The organism is Motiliproteus coralliicola (assembly GCF_003345655.1).
Taxonomy (GTDB): Bacteria; Pseudomonadota; Gammaproteobacteria; order Pseudomonadales; family Balneatricaceae; genus Motiliproteus; species Motiliproteus coralliicola.
The window spans coordinates 1-13193 of sequence record NZ_QQOH01000004.1 but is presented as its reverse complement, the minus strand read 5'-3'; the positions used below and the strand labels follow the sequence as shown (position 1 = coordinate 13193).

Genomic DNA, 13193 nt, shown 5'->3' with positions numbered 1-13193 from the left:
TCAGGTATCCGTCTTTTTGGCCCGGGGATGGGCGTTGTCGTAGACCTCGGCCAGGTGCTGGAAGTCGAGGTGGGTGTAGATCTGGGTGGTGGCGATATCGGCGTGGCCAAGCAGTTCCTGAACCGCCCGCAGGTCGCCGCTGGACTCGAGCATATGGCTGGCGAAGGAGTGGCGCAATCGGTGCGGGTGCAGCTTGCCCTGGGTGCCGCTTTGCAGCCCCCAGCGCTTGAGGCGTTGCTGGACCCCTCGCGGGGTCAGGCGGCCGCCGCGGTGATTGACGAACAGCGCCTCCTGGTCGGCGCCGGCCAGTTGATCGCGCACTTCCAGCCACTGGCGCAATGCCTTGATGGCCGAGCGTCCCACCGGTAGTTGGCGCTCTTTGCGGCCTTTACCGACCACGGTCAGGCTGGCATCGCGCAGGTCGATGTCGAACTGGTCCAGGCTGACAAGTTCGGCCAGTCGCAGGCCGCAGGAGTAGAACAGCTCCAGCATCGCCAGATCGCGGATCTCGAGCGGCTCGGTCGGGGTCTGGTCGAGCAGGCTGCCGAGCTGGTCCACATCCAAGGGTTTGGGAAGCTTGCGGCCGCTCTTGGGGGCCTGCAGCGACAGCGCCGGGTTGTGTTGCAGCCGCTGTTCGTTGATCAGGAAGTTGTAGAAGCTGCGGCAGGCCGACAGCTTACGTTGGATCGAGCTGCCGGCCAGGCCGCGGCTGCGCAGTGCGGCGATATGGCGACGCAGCAGTCGGGTGTCAAGTTGCTGCCAGTCGGCGATCCGCTGGTCGTCGCAGAAGCGGGCCAGTTGGTCGAGATCGCGGCGGTAGTTGCTCAGGGTGTGTTCGGACAGCATCCGGGCGCCGGCCAGATGGTCGATAAAGTCATCGATCCAATCGACCAGCGCGGACAAGGGTTACTCCGGATTCAGGTTGTTCAGCAGCCGGAACAGTACCCGACTGAGCACTTCGCCGACGTAGTTGAGGAACAGGGTGCCCATGCTGGAGTGGAAGTAGTTGGCTTCAAAGCTGCCGATCGCCAGCAGCCCCAGGGTGTTGCCCTTGACCAGCGGCACCACCGCGGCGGACAGCACCTTGTCGGCCCGGTCGTCGAACAGGAACTGGCGCTGACGATCCGACAGGCTGCCGCACAGGGCCCAGTCGCTGTCGATCAGTTCGGCGACCTGGGACTCGGCCACCTGCAGGCTGACCGATTTGATGTTGCCGCCACGCTCGCCGATGGTCTGGTCGAGCAGAATCAGGTTGGTGATGTCGCCGTTGAAGTCGCGACACAAGCCCTCTTCGATCGCATCGGTGAGCTGATCGAGGGTCTCGGACTCCAGCAGGCTCAGCACCAGGCGCTTGGTCTTTTCGAACTGCAGATCGTTGTAGCGCGCCGCATCGAGCAGATCATGCAGTTGGCTGCGCATTTCCCGGTTCTGCTCCCGCAGCATCTCGGTCTGGCGTTCGACCAACGAGATGGCGCCGCCGCGCTGGTGCGGCACGCGCAGGGTGTTGAGCAGGGACTGATGGCGAGCAAAGAACTCGGGATGGGTTTCGAGGTACTCGACCACTTGCTGTTCCATATCGGCTTTCATCGCCATCGTGGTCGCGTTGGGCTTGTTCTTGTTGATGCTCATTGAGGTGGCTGTCTCTCCCTTGGACTGAATCCTAGAACCGAATCTAGAGCTGAACTCTGCCTTCGTACACCGTGTCGGCCGTCCCGGTCATAATTACAGAACTGCCGTATCCATTCCAATGGATATCGACCTTTCCGCCCGGGAGTTGAACACAAACATCGCTATCGAGCCAACCGCGAAGCTGCCCGGACACCACTGCCGCACAGGCGCCGGTACCGCAGGCCAGGGTTTCACCGGCGCCGCGCTCGAATACTCGCAGACGGATATTGTTGCGATCGATGATCTCCATAAAACCGATATTGGCTCGCTCGGGGAAGCTGGGATGGCTCTCCAAGGCCGGGCCGAGGGTTTCTACCGGGGCTGAATCGACACTGTCGATCCGCAGCACGCCGTGGGGGTTGCCCATCGACACCGCGCCGACCTGATACAGCTGGCCATTGACCTCAACCGGATACTCGGCCGCCTGCTGCTCGGCCTGGAACGGGATGCGCTCGGGCTTGAGCACCGGTTCGCCCATGTCGACCCGGACCTTATCGTCATCGACCAGGCTCAGGTACAGCGGGCCCTTGGCGGTCTGGACCGCGATGGTCTGCTTGCCGGTCAGGCGCTTGCGGGTAACGAAGCGGGCAAAGCAACGGGCGCCGTTACCGCAGTTCTCGACCTCGGAACCGTCGGCATTGTAGATCCGATACTTGAAGTCCATCTCCGGGTCGGTCGGGGTTTCGACCAGCAACAGCTGATCGAAGCCGATACCGAAATTGCGGTCCGACAGCTCGCGCACCCGCTCCGGGGTGAATCGGGCGCGCTGGGTGATCAGGTCGACCACCATAAAGTCGTTGCCCAGGCCGTGCATTTTGGTAAAGCGTACTTGCATTAGGCTTGCTCTACTTGGAGTCGTTGGGCAGCAGTTGCTCGCCACGAATCTGGTGTTCGAAATCTTCGCGCTGACGGATCAGGTGGATGCTGTCGCCATCGACCATCACTTCCGCGGCCCGATTGCGGGAGTTGTAGTTCGAGCTCATGGTGAAGCCGTAGGCGCCGCTGGAGCAGACGGCCAGCAGATCGCCCGGTTCCAATCCCAGCTGACGGTCCTTGCCGAGGAAGTCGCCGGTTTCGCATACCGGGCCGACCAGATCCCAGCTCAGCTGTTCACGGCTGGCGTCGATCTTCAGCGGAATGATGTCCTGATAGGCGCTGTACAGCGACGGCCGGATCAGGTCGTTCATCGCCGCATCGATGATGGCGAAGTTCTTGTGCTCGGTCGGCTTCAGGAATTCGACCCGGGTCAGCAGTACGCCGGCGTTGGCGGCAATCGAGCGGCCCGGTTCCATGATCAGCTCCAGCTGACGATTACCCAGCTTGGACAGCACCGCCTCCATATAGGCAGACGGCAACGGCGGCTCTTCGTCGGCGTAGCAGACCCCCAGGCCGCCTCCCAGATCGAGGTGCTTGAGGTTGATACCGTTGTCGGCCAGTTGATCGACCAGCACCAGCAGGCGGTCGAGGGCGTCGATAAAGGGTGTCAGTTCGGTCAGCTGAGAGCCGATATGGCAGTCCAGGCCGACCACTTCCAGGTTCGGCAGCGACGCGGCGCGCTGATAAACGGCCAGCGCCTGATCGATCGAGATACCGAACTTGTTCTCCTTCAGACCGGTGGAGATATAGGGGTGGGTGTTGGCATCGACGTCCGGATTAACCCGCAGCGAGATCGGCGCGACCTTGCCCATGTCGCCGGCGACCGCGTTGATCCGATCCAGCTCGGCATCGGACTCGGCATTGAAACAGTGAATCCCCAGCTCCAGCGCACGACGGATCTCGGCCGGTTGCTTGGCCACGCCGGAGAATACGACCCGACTGGGGTCACCACCGGCGCGGATCACCCGCTCCAGCTCACCCTGGGAGACGATGTCGAAACCCGAGCCCAGTCGGGCCAGCAGGTTCAGCACGGCGATATTGGAGTTGGCCTTGACCGCGTAACAGATCATGCCCGGATGCTCGCCCAGCGCATTGGCGTAAGCCAGGTAGTGGCGCTCCAGAGTTTCACGGGAGTAGACGTAGGTGGGGGTACCGTACTGTTCGGTGACCCGGGAAAGGGCTACATCTTCGCCGTACAGAACGTCGTCGCGGTACTCAAAACTGTCCATCGGTACTGTCCAATAAATTAGCTAGTGAGGGCGGATGATCAAGACTTGCCTTGCTGCTGGTCCTGTTTCTGGCTGGGGGCTGGATCTTTGGGCAGGTAGAGATCACCCTTCTGGCCACAGCCGATCAACAGTAAACCCAACAGCAGCGGAGCCAGCCAGCGCATCGTCATCGCTCAATCCCATTTTGATTAGGTAAACCGGCGATTATAACCGCAGCCGCGGATGCCGTATACTTGCCGACTGCAATCACCACCCATAGTCGGAGCTGCTCAACAATGATGACCGAAAGCGAATTCAACCAACTCGTCGATGACCGTCTGCTGGCGATCGAGGAGGCCCTCGATGAAGCCGAGACCGACATCGATTACGAGAACAGCGGTGGGGTGCTGACGGTGACCTGTGAGAACGGTCAGAAGGTGATTTTTACTCGCCAGGCGCCGGTCCGACAGCTGTGGATTGCGGTTCCGTTCGGCGGTTTTCATTTCGACTACGACGCCGAAGCCGATGGGGAGTGGGTTTGCGATGCCGATGCCAAGCCGCTGGCCCGCTTCCTGGCCGAGACCTTCGATCAACTGGCCGGCGAGTCGTTCGACTTCAGCTGAGCAGATTGCTGCCCGCATCAAACAGCAGCTTCAGCGCCATCAGGGTCAGGATGATCCGGAACACCTGGCTGAAGCGCTGATTGCTGATCTTCTGCAGCAGATTCAACCCGACCCAGGTGCCGGCCACGCCGGTCAGCACCATCCCCGCCACCAGCGCCAGCCACTCGCTGAAGGCAAAGCCTAATCCGCCGAACACCAGCAGTTTGAGGCCGTGCTGAACGCTCATGCAGGCCGAGAAGGTGGCGACCCGCTCGAACCGCTCCTCCGACAGCTGGTGTACGAAGGCGGCCACCAGCGGCCCGCTGGCACCGACGAACATCGACAGCAGGGTGGTCAATGCCGAGGCGATCCGCAGCGGCCAGGGCCGGATGGCGCGGATCTGAAGTTTCGGTCCCCAGGTCAGGAACAGAATAAAGCCGGCCACACAGAGAAGGATCGTATCGGTGGGCAGCTGTACCACCAGTACCGAGGCCAGCGCCGCACCGACCAGCGCCCCCAACAGAAACTGACTGAACACGGTGCGGTTCAGGTGCTGGCGGGTGAAGATCGCCCGATTGGTGTTGGCGGCGGCCTGGACCAGACCATGAACCGGGATGATCGCCAACGGCGGCAGTACCGAGGCGATCACCGCCAGCAGCAGTACGCCACCGCCGACCCCGAGGGTGGCGGTAATCAGTGCGGTACAGAAACTGGTCGCCAGTAGCAATAGCGCATCGGCCAGATCGATAACGCTCGGCAGTAGCAGGCTGATCAGGGAGTCGGGGGTGTCCATGGCGGCGCATTATAATCCCAATGCTGCGCAAATACCGTCCAACCTAGGTGGTGAGACGGCTGTTGGCAAAGGGTTCAGCATCGGTTCATCGCGCTCTGCTTGAGTTGTTAACGGGCTGGCTACACAATGGCCGCCGAACCTTTTGCCGGGTTTGTGTTCCAAGCTGCAAACCCGATTATCGTGTACGGAGAAACAACCGATGTTTAAAAAAGTCTTATCGCTGGCCAGTGCCCTGCTGATGCTGCCGCTGCTGGCTTTGCCGCTGCAAGCCCAGGCAGAGGAGTTCAAGGAGGGCACTCACTACACCAAGCTGAGCAAGCAGGTTCGCACCCAAGACCCGAAGCGGGTCGAAGTCGTCGAGATGTTCGGCTACTGGTGCCCGCACTGTAATAGCCTGGAGCGCTACCTGGCACCCTGGAAAGCGAAGCAGGACAGCAGTGTGGTCGACTTCAAGCATATCCCGGTCAGCTTCCGCCCCAATCAGATCGAGTTCGCCAAGGCCTACTACGTGGCCAAGGAGTTGGGTGTCGAAGAGGAGGTGCATCCGGCGCTGTTCAACCTGATCCATCGCCAGCGTCAGTGGATCAACAACCAAGAGCAGTTGGCTCAGTTCTTTGCCGACTTTGGTGTTAGCGAAGCCGATTTCAACAAGGCTTACGGCTCCTTCAACCTCAACAGCAAGATCAGCCGTGGCAAGAAGAAAGCCCGCGAGTACGGTATCCAGGGGGTTCCGTCGATCATCGTTAACGGTAAATACCTGGTCACCGCCGACAAGGCCGGCAGCCAGAAGGCGATGATGAAGGTGGTCGATCAGCTGGTTGCCCAGGAGCAGGCCAAGCTGAACTGATCCATTATCGATTCCAAAAGGCCCGCGGACCGGAAACGGCTGCGGGCTTTTTTGTGCCATTTATTCTCTGCTGATGGGCTGGCCCCTCTGTCGGGGCTGGGCTAACATCGGTGGATTAAGCGTCGATTTTCTCAGGCTTAGAAAGGACTTAGACCGTGACGACCGATACAGATTTGGCTTCTCTGAAGAAACAGATCCAGAAGTTAGAACTTCAGTGCGAGACGGATCAGGCCGATTTGGAAGCGCTGGGGCGGGTGACTGTCCGACTCTGTTTGGCCACCAAGGGGCTGGATTCGGCACTGGATGATCGCCTTGAACCGCTGCAGGAGCGCCTCAAAAACGGTAATGGTGGTTCGCTGATCAGTCGTACCGAAGCGGCCGAAAAGGGCCTGATGAACTACTTCCAGCAGCGGGACCGCGGCGTGCAGCAGACGCTGGATGCGCTGCGATCGATGCTGACGCTGCTATGGCAGAGCACCTCCCAGGAGGGGATTCGGGAGCGGATCGACAAGCTGATCGAGGAGTTGCCCGATGCGGTGGAAAACTTCGGTGAATACCCGCGTCTGTTGACCGAAACCTCCAAACTGCAAGCGACCATTTTCGATCGCCCGAACGACGACGCTGCAGCGGGTGCTGCTGCCGGCACTGCTGGTGGCGCGCTGTCGGAGGAGACGCAGGAGCAGCTGGAGCTGGTCTGTAACCGGGTCGGCTCGCTGGTTCTCGATATGTTGGGTCAGCTATCGATTCCGGCTGCCGAGCGCGCGAAAGCCCGAACGCTGATGAAGCGTATCGAAGAGGGCTTTGAGTGGCAGCAACTGCCGCTGATTCAGGAAGCGGTAGTCGAGCTGGTGCTCAAGGCGATGGTGGTTCGCCAGGAAGATTTCGAGAATTACCTGGAAAGCCTCAACCATCAGTTGGGGGATATCCAAGGCTTTCTGGTCGAGAGCCGTGAGCATCAGCAGGCACACCGTGACAGCAGTCAGAAGCTCGATTTGGCGGTTCGCTCCGATGTTTCCAAGGTCGAGCACTCCCTGGTGCAGGCGGAAAGTCTGGATCAACTGAAGACCACGGTCCGCTCGCAGCTGGCCGATATCGTCAAGGCCGTTGATCAGTACCGTAGTGAGCAGGAGGCCCGTGAGCTGCAGGTCGAGTCACGCCTGGAACAGCTGCAGGACAAGCTCGAGACCATGGAAGAGCAGTCGGTGCGGATGCAGGCCCATCTGGAAGAGCAGCGGGTGCGGGCGGTTTCCGATCCGTTGACCGGTCTGCCCAACCGTGGTGCCTACAGCGAGCGGATGGAAACCGAATTCAGCCGCTGGAAGCGCTACGGCCATGATCTGACCATGGTGGTTTGCGATCTGGATCACTTCAAACGGGTCAACGACAACTACGGCCACCTGGCTGGCGATAAGGTGTTGAAGCTGGTCGCGAAACTGCTGACCAAGCGGCTGCGCGAATCTGATTTTGTCGCTCGCTTCGGGGGTGAAGAGTTTGTTGTACTGATGCCCGAGACCGATGCGGCCAAGGCGCAGCAGGTGGTGGAGGTGCTGCGCAAGACGGTTGCCGCCAGCCCGTTCAATTTCGGTGGTAAGCCGGTGCAGATCACCATGTCGTTCGGTATCGCCGGCTTCCACGCCAATGACGAAACCCATGAAGAGGTATTCCAGCGCGCCGATGATGCGCTCTATCAGGCCAAGGAACAGGGCCGCAATCGCAGTATCGTAGCTAGCCGCTAGCTTATGGGGCTATAATGCCCGACTTTGACGCCTCGGCCGGACCTGTCTGGCCGAATGGCACCCGTAAGAATCGGATCAGATCCAGAGCAATCCATGAGCAATCAGCAACGCGGTAGCAACGAAACCACCCACTTCGGTTACGAACAGGTCCAGGTTGACGATAAGGAGAAGCGGGTAGCCGATGTCTTCCATTCGGTCGCTGCCAAGTACGACCTGATGAACGACCTGATGTCGATGGGCGTACATCGACTCTGGAAGGCGATTGCGATCGAATACAGTGGTGTTCGCACCGGTCAGCGGGTGCTGGATATCGCCGGTGGTACTGGTGATCTGACCATGCGCTTCTCCAAACTGGTTGGTCCGACTGGCCAGGTAGTGCTGGCCGATATCAACGACTCGATGCTTAAGGTCGGACGTGACAAACTGCAGGATCGGGGTGTCAGCGGCAATGTCCGCTTCGTTCAGGCCAACGCCGAGATGCTGCCGTTCCCGGATAACCATTTTGATTGCATCACCATCGCCTTCGGTCTGCGCAACGTCACCGACAAGCAGAAGGCGCTGGAGTCGATGGCACGGGTCCTCAAGCCCGGCGGTCGTCTGCTGGTATTGGAGTTCTCCAAGACCAACAATCCGTTGCTGACCAAGATGTACGACACCTATTCGTTCAGCCTGCTGCCGATGATGGGCAAGCTGATCGTCAATGATTCGGAAAGCTACAAGTATCTGGCCGAGTCGATCCGCATGCATCCCGATCAGGAGACCCTGAAGGGGATGATGGAGCAGGCCGGCCTGGTTCGTTGCTCCTTCCACAATATGACCGGTGGCATCGTCGCCCTGCATAAGGGGATCAAGCCCTGAGGCTGTTTCCCCAGGCTGACCATCTGACCAATAGAAGCAAACCGTGTCCCGACTGTTACGTTTACTGAAAATCGTACGGGTGATCGCCCGTTACCGACTGGATGACCTGTTCGAGGGTCTGCATCTGCCCTGGTACGCCAAGTATGTGCTGGTACTGCTGCCTTGGCGCTACATCTATCGTTCCGAGCTTCCCCGCGGTGAGCGGTTACGGCTGGCGATGGAGGAGCTAGGGCCGATCTTCGTTAAGTTCGGCCAGATGCTGTCGACCCGTCAGGATCTGTTACCCGAGGATGTGGCGGCTGAACTGACCAAGCTACAGGATCAGGTGCCGCCGTTCTGCGGTGATCAAGCCACCGCCATCGTCGAAAAAGCGCTGGGTGAGTCGGTTAAGACTCTGTTCTGCGAGTTTGACAGCACCCCGCTGGCCTCGGCCTCGGTGGCCCAGGTCCATACTGCCCGATTGCACGGCGGTGAAGACGTGGTGGTCAAGGTGATCCGTCCCGGCATCAATAAGGTGATCAAGCAGGATGTCGGCTTGCTCTATACCCTGGCTCACCTGGTCCAGAGCGTCTGGGCCGACGGTCGCCGGTTACGTCCGGTCGAGGTGGTAGCCGAGTACGAGAAGACCATTTTCGACGAGCTGGATCTGCGTAAGGAGGCCGGTAATGCCTCGCAGCTCAAGCGCAACTTTGACGGCTCCAGTATCCTCTATGTGCCGGAAGTGTTCTGGGATTACACCCATCAGGACGTGATGGTGATGGAGCGCATCCACGGGGTGCCGATCTCCGATCTGGCCGGGCTGCGCGATCAGGGCACCAACTTCAAGCTGCTGGCCGAGCGCGGCGTCGAGATCTTCTTTACCCAGGTGTTCCGCGACAGCTTCTTCCACGCCGATATGCACCCGGGCAACATCTATGTGTCCCACAACAATCCGCAGGATCCGCAATACATCGCGTTGGATTTCGGTATCGTCGGCTCTCTGACGCCCAGTGATCAGAGTTATCTGGCCCGCAACTTCCTGGCTTTCTTCGAGCGGGATTACAAGCAGGTGGCACAGCTGCACATCGATTCGGGCTGGGTACCGGCTGACACCAACGTTAACGATTTTGAGACCGCGATTCGTAGTGTCTGCGAACCGGTGTTCGAGAAGCCGCTGAAGGAGATCTCCTTTGGTCAGGTGCTGTTGGGATTGTTCCAGACCGCCCGCAGGTTCAATATGGAAGTGCAGCCGCAACTGGTGCTGCTGCAGAAAACTCTGCTCAATATTGAAGGGTTGGGTCGCCAGCTCTATCCGGACCTGGACCTGTGGCAGACCGCCAAGCCGTTCCTGGAAGACTGGATGAAACAGCGCATGGGTGCGCGGGGACTGTACCGTAACCTGAAGGCACGGGCACCGGAATTGATCGAACAGATGCCGCAGATGCCGCAATTGTTGGCCGATGCGTTGCAACAGTTGAAACAGCTCGAAGAGATGCAGAAGCGCGATCGGATCGATCGTCAGGCGCTGGAAGATGCTTCCCGTGGTCGCTGGACTCTCCATTGGGGCAGGCTGGGAGGCATCTGTGCCCTGATCGGCGCACTCTGGACCGCCGGCCTGCTTCCCAATCCGGATCTGCCGACCTCCAGCTGGGCGTTGGCGGCCTTGGCTTTGGTTCTATTGAGCACGACGCGGAGAGGTGGATGATGTCCGAGCAGTGGCTTGACGATATAAAGTGGACCGACGATGGTCTGGTACCGGCGATCGCGCAGGATTACCGTAGCGGTAAGATTCTGATGATGGCCTGGATGAACCGGGAATCATTGGCGCTGACGGTTCAAGAGCAACGTGCCATCTATTGGTCACGTTCCCGTGGCAAACTGTGGCGCAAGGGTGAAGAGTCCGGTCATGTGCAGCAGTTGCATGGTATTCGTCTGGATTGTGATTCGGATGTGATTTTGCTGCAGGTCGAACAGCTGGGTGGAATCGCTTGTCATACCGGTAGGGAACACTGTTTTTACAAGACCCTGGAAGATGGTCAGTGGCAGCCAGTAGAACCGGTGTTGAAAGATCCGAAGGCGATCTATCAGGCCGACAAGGGCGGAGAAAGCAGTGAGTAACGATGTATTGAGCGCGCTGTCGCAGGTATTGGAACAGCGTAAGCAGGCCGATCCGGACAGTTCCTATGTCGCCAGCCTGTATGCCAAGGGGCTCAACAAGATCTTGGAAAAGGTCGGTGAGGAAGCCACCGAGACCATTCTGGCGGCCAAGGATGCCGAGCGCTCAGGCGCTACCAAAGAGTTGATTGGTGAAACCGCCGATTTGTGGTTTCATAGCCTGATCATGCTGTCCCAGTTGGGGGTCGGTCCGGATCAGGTGCTTGAAGAGCTTGACCGACGGTTTGGGCTCTCAGGACTGGAAGAGAAGGCTTCACGTAAGTCGTCTTGATAACAGCGCTTGATCGCCGTACTTGCGTCTGATCAAGGTTGGGATAATTCCGCACTGCTAGAGTCGGTGCAATCGAACAATGACCGCAATGACGGTCCAATTTAGAATTAGTGGGAGAACTCCAATGGGTTTTGGCGGAATTAGCGTTTGGCAGTTGCTGATTGTTCTGGTGATCGTGGTATTGCTGTTTGGCACCAAGAAATTCCGTAATATCGGAGGCGATCTGGGTAACGCCGTCAAGGGCTTCAAAAAAGCCATGAAAGATGACGAAGAACCTAAGCAGATTGAAAAAGAAGATGCTGGCTTTGAGGAAAAGAAAGAAGCCGGTAGCGAGGATGCTGCGAAAACTGAAACGCAGAAATCTGCTGAGAAGTAATCCGACCATTACGGATCCCTCTTCATGTTTGATATCGGCTTCACCGAACTCCTGATCGTAGGCGTGGTCGCGTTGATTGTACTCGGCCCAGAACGCCTGCCCCATGCTGTCAAGACGGCGGGTATGTGGATCGGCAAGATCAAGCGAACCCTGGGTAGTGTTCAAAAAGAGATCTCGGAAGAGCTGCGTGTTGAAGAGATGCGCCGTGAGGCCAAGGAGCAACAGGAACAGCTTGAGAAGCAGGTCGATTCCATGACCAAGCCTTTCCACGAAAGCCTGCGTGAAGATCTTCTCAAGCCGTCACCCCAGCCGGAAGCGACCGCGACAACCGAAGCATCGGATGCCCCGGTTTCTCCGGAGTCGCGCAAACCCTCCGCCGAGTAAGCTATGTCCAACGCCCAACATGATCCTTCCAGCGAAGCCGCTGCGCAGCCGCTGATCTCCCATTTGGTTGAGCTGCGTGATCGCCTGCTGCGAAGCTTGCTGATCGTCTTGGTGCTGTTTCTGCCGCTGTTTTATTTCGCTAATGATCTGTACGCGTACCTATCGGAGCCACTGACCGCGCTGCTGCCCGAAGGCACCAGCATGATCGCGACCGATGTTACCTCGCCGTTCTTCGCACCCTTCAAGCTGACACTGGTGCTGGCGATCTTTGCCGCTATCCCATTTATCCTGCATCAGATCTGGAGTTTTATCGCCCCAGGCCTTTATCAGCATGAAAAGAAGATCGCCATACCGCTACTGATCTCCAGCATCTTCCTGTTCTATGCTGGTGTAGCGTTTGCGTACTTCGTGGTGTTTCCGCTGATTTTCGGTTTCTTCACCAGTACCGGACCGGAAAATGTCGCGATGATGACCGACATCAGCAGCTACTTGAACTTTGTCCTGAAGCTGTTCTTTGCCTTCGGTATCGTGTTCGAAATTCCGATTGCGACGCTACTGCTGGTCTGGAGTGGTGTCACCTCGGTTGAGAGTCTCAAGGATAAGCGCGCCTACATTATCGTCTGCTGCTTTGTGGTTGGCATGTTGCTAACACCGCCGGATGTGATTTCACAGACGCTGCTGGCACTGCCGATGTGGCTGTTGTTCGAGTCCGGCATTATCCTGGCAGGCATCTTTGTCCGTCGTGGCGATGATGAATATGATGACGAAGAAGAGTCTGAGCAGACCTAGTCGATTGAAGTTTGGCCCATAGATCGTTAGATCGAACGGACCGGATGGTTTCCACTCTGTAAATTTCCTACAAAACTTATTAGGTCAGTAACTGCTTGTTTATTGATCAGAAATTGGTGGTTCTTGCTAACTTATTGATTTGTAAGAAGTTGTTTTTATTTCCGAAATAATTTCGGTTTTTTGTAAATTATTTTATAAATTGCGTTGACGGCAGTTCTAAGGTCTGTAGAATGCGCCCCCACGTTGCCGCTGAGGTGGCAGCGGAGTCGGTCTTCCAGGTGATGTTTCGATGTTGCTGGAGGCCCTTTTTTCAAGCGGTTTTTCGACGATTTGTTTCGAAAAACACAACGAAAAAAGAACGCAAAAAAGCGTTGACTCACGGGTTTTGAGATGTATAATTTCGACCCTCGCTTGAGCAGCCAGACGGCGCCAGGCAACGCTCTTTAACAAATCGACCATGCAATTCGTGTGGGCACTTGCTGGGATAGGACAGCAGATATTCTCCGGAATATCACAAAGACTTATCAAAGTAAGTGACTCGTGAATTCATACGACACTATACGTACTTACGTTTAGTTAAGTTATTCCAGTTTTACTTTGAGCAAAAATTCGTTGGCTTCGGCTAACAACT

Annotated in this window: 16 protein-coding genes; 10 read left to right on the top strand and 6 right to left on the bottom strand. The window is 57.8% G+C overall.

Features of this window, described 5'->3' with window-relative positions:
* Genes xerC through lptM form a run of 5 tightly spaced genes read right to left on the bottom strand, consistent with a single transcriptional unit; the run spans position 1 to position 3937 of the window.
* Positions 1-903: a tyrosine recombinase XerC gene (xerC, locus tag DV711_RS13960; protein ID WP_165840123.1), complete on the bottom strand. Its 903-nt coding sequence runs from the start codon at positions 901-903 to the stop codon at positions 1-3.
* Between the two features lie 3 nt (positions 904-906).
* Complete coding sequence (locus DV711_RS13955; RefSeq protein WP_243633833.1) at positions 907-1629, bottom strand: DUF484 family protein; 723 nt, start codon at positions 1627-1629, stop codon at positions 907-909.
* Positions 1630-1672: 43 nt separating this feature from the next.
* Positions 1673-2503: a diaminopimelate epimerase gene (dapF, locus tag DV711_RS13950; RefSeq protein WP_114696343.1), complete on the bottom strand. Its 831-nt coding sequence runs from the start codon at positions 2501-2503 to the stop codon at positions 1673-1675.
* Positions 2504-2513: 10 nt separating this feature from the next.
* Positions 2514-3773 (bottom strand): diaminopimelate decarboxylase, encoded by a 1260-nt coding sequence (gene lysA / locus DV711_RS13945; protein ID WP_114696342.1) that lies wholly within the window; start codon positions 3771-3773, stop codon positions 2514-2516.
* 38 nt (positions 3774-3811) lie between these two features.
* A complete protein-coding gene (lptM, locus tag DV711_RS13940; protein ID WP_114696341.1) occupies positions 3812-3937 on the bottom strand; it encodes an LPS translocon maturation chaperone LptM in 126 nt (41 codons plus the stop codon).
* 111 nt (positions 3938-4048) lie between these two features.
* Between lptM and cyaY the strand changes: the two genes are divergently transcribed.
* Positions 4049-4375: an iron donor protein CyaY gene (gene cyaY, locus DV711_RS13935; protein WP_243633832.1), complete on the top strand. Its 327-nt coding sequence runs from the start codon at positions 4049-4051 to the stop codon at positions 4373-4375.
* On the opposite strand, the gene DV711_RS13930 is transcribed toward cyaY, so the two are convergent.
* Entirely contained in the window at positions 4368-5147 is a 780-nt protein-coding gene (locus tag DV711_RS13930; protein ID WP_114696340.1) for a sulfite exporter TauE/SafE family protein, read from the bottom strand. The genes cyaY and DV711_RS13930 overlap by 8 nt on opposite strands.
* Positions 5148-5346: 199 nt before the next feature.
* Here DV711_RS13930 and DV711_RS13925 point away from each other — a divergent pair, with 199 nt between their 5' ends.
* The 9 genes from DV711_RS13925 (at position 5347) to tatC (ending at position 12562) form a co-directional block, all read left to right on the top strand.
* Positions 5347-5994, top strand: coding sequence for a thiol:disulfide interchange protein DsbA/DsbL (locus tag DV711_RS13925; RefSeq protein ID WP_114696339.1), 648 nt, complete (start codon positions 5347-5349; stop codon positions 5992-5994).
* A 155-nt stretch (positions 5995-6149) separates the two neighbouring features.
* Positions 6150-7730 (top strand): GGDEF domain-containing protein, encoded by a 1581-nt coding sequence (locus DV711_RS13920; protein WP_114696338.1) that lies wholly within the window; start codon positions 6150-6152, stop codon positions 7728-7730.
* A 93-nt stretch (positions 7731-7823) separates the two neighbouring features.
* Positions 7824-8588 (top strand): bifunctional demethylmenaquinone methyltransferase/2-methoxy-6-polyprenyl-1,4-benzoquinol methylase UbiE, encoded by a 765-nt coding sequence (ubiE, locus tag DV711_RS13915; RefSeq protein WP_114696337.1) that lies wholly within the window; start codon positions 7824-7826, stop codon positions 8586-8588.
* A 43-nt stretch (positions 8589-8631) separates the two neighbouring features.
* Complete coding sequence (gene ubiB / locus DV711_RS13910) at positions 8632-10272, top strand: ubiquinone biosynthesis regulatory protein kinase UbiB (RefSeq protein WP_114696336.1); 1641 nt, start codon at positions 8632-8634, stop codon at positions 10270-10272.
* Positions 10272-10685 (top strand): phosphoribosyl-AMP cyclohydrolase, encoded by a 414-nt coding sequence (gene hisI, locus DV711_RS13905; protein WP_114696777.1) that lies wholly within the window; start codon positions 10272-10274, stop codon positions 10683-10685. The genes ubiB and hisI overlap by 1 nt, the downstream gene beginning before the upstream one ends.
* Positions 10678-11013 carry a phosphoribosyl-ATP diphosphatase gene (locus DV711_RS13900; protein WP_114696335.1) on the top strand — a complete coding sequence of 112 codons (336 nt, stop codon included), beginning with the start codon at positions 10678-10680 and terminating at the stop codon, positions 11011-11013. Before hisI ends, DV711_RS13900 begins: the two co-directional genes overlap by 8 nt.
* A gap of 124 nt (positions 11014-11137) precedes the next feature.
* Positions 11138-11389, top strand: coding sequence for a Sec-independent protein translocase subunit TatA (tatA, locus tag DV711_RS13895; protein ID WP_114696334.1), 252 nt, complete (start codon positions 11138-11140; stop codon positions 11387-11389).
* 24 nt (positions 11390-11413) lie between these two features.
* Positions 11414-11773: a Sec-independent protein translocase protein TatB gene (gene tatB, locus DV711_RS13890; protein WP_114696333.1), complete on the top strand. Its 360-nt coding sequence runs from the start codon at positions 11414-11416 to the stop codon at positions 11771-11773.
* A 3-nt stretch (positions 11774-11776) separates the two neighbouring features.
* The gene (gene tatC, locus DV711_RS13885; protein WP_114696332.1) at positions 11777-12562 is read left to right on the top strand and encodes a twin-arginine translocase subunit TatC; all 786 of its coding nucleotides are present in this window, start codon (positions 11777-11779) and stop codon (positions 12560-12562) included.
* The last annotated feature ends 631 nt before the right edge of the window (positions 12563-13193 follow it).

Coding starts and splice junctions, on each gene's coding strand:
- hisI (WP_114696777.1), top strand. CDS start 10,272: ATGTCCGAGCAGTGGCTTGACGATATAAAGTGGACCGACGATGGTCTG.
- DV711_RS13925 (WP_114696339.1), top strand. CDS start 5,347: ATGTTTAAAAAAGTCTTATCGCTGGCCAGTGCCCTGCTGATGCTGCCG.
- DV711_RS13930 (WP_114696340.1), bottom strand. CDS start 5,147: ATGGACACCCCCGACTCCCTGATCAGCCTGCTACTGCCGAGCGTTATC.
- dapF (WP_114696343.1), bottom strand. CDS start 2,503: ATGCAAGTACGCTTTACCAAAATGCACGGCCTGGGCAACGACTTTATG.
- ubiE (WP_114696337.1), top strand. CDS start 7,824: ATGAGCAATCAGCAACGCGGTAGCAACGAAACCACCCACTTCGGTTAC.
- tatA (WP_114696334.1), top strand. CDS start 11,138: ATGGGTTTTGGCGGAATTAGCGTTTGGCAGTTGCTGATTGTTCTGGTG.
- tatB (WP_114696333.1), top strand. CDS start 11,414: ATGTTTGATATCGGCTTCACCGAACTCCTGATCGTAGGCGTGGTCGCG.
- lysA (WP_114696342.1), bottom strand. CDS start 3,773: ATGGACAGTTTTGAGTACCGCGACGACGTTCTGTACGGCGAAGATGTA.
- DV711_RS13955 (WP_243633833.1), bottom strand. CDS start 1,629: ATGAGCATCAACAAGAACAAGCCCAACGCGACCACGATGGCGATGAAA.
- tatC (WP_114696332.1), top strand. CDS start 11,777: ATGTCCAACGCCCAACATGATCCTTCCAGCGAAGCCGCTGCGCAGCCG.
- cyaY (WP_243633832.1), top strand. CDS start 4,049: ATGATGACCGAAAGCGAATTCAACCAACTCGTCGATGACCGTCTGCTG.
- lptM (WP_114696341.1), bottom strand. CDS start 3,937: ATGCGCTGGCTGGCTCCGCTGCTGTTGGGTTTACTGTTGATCGGCTGT.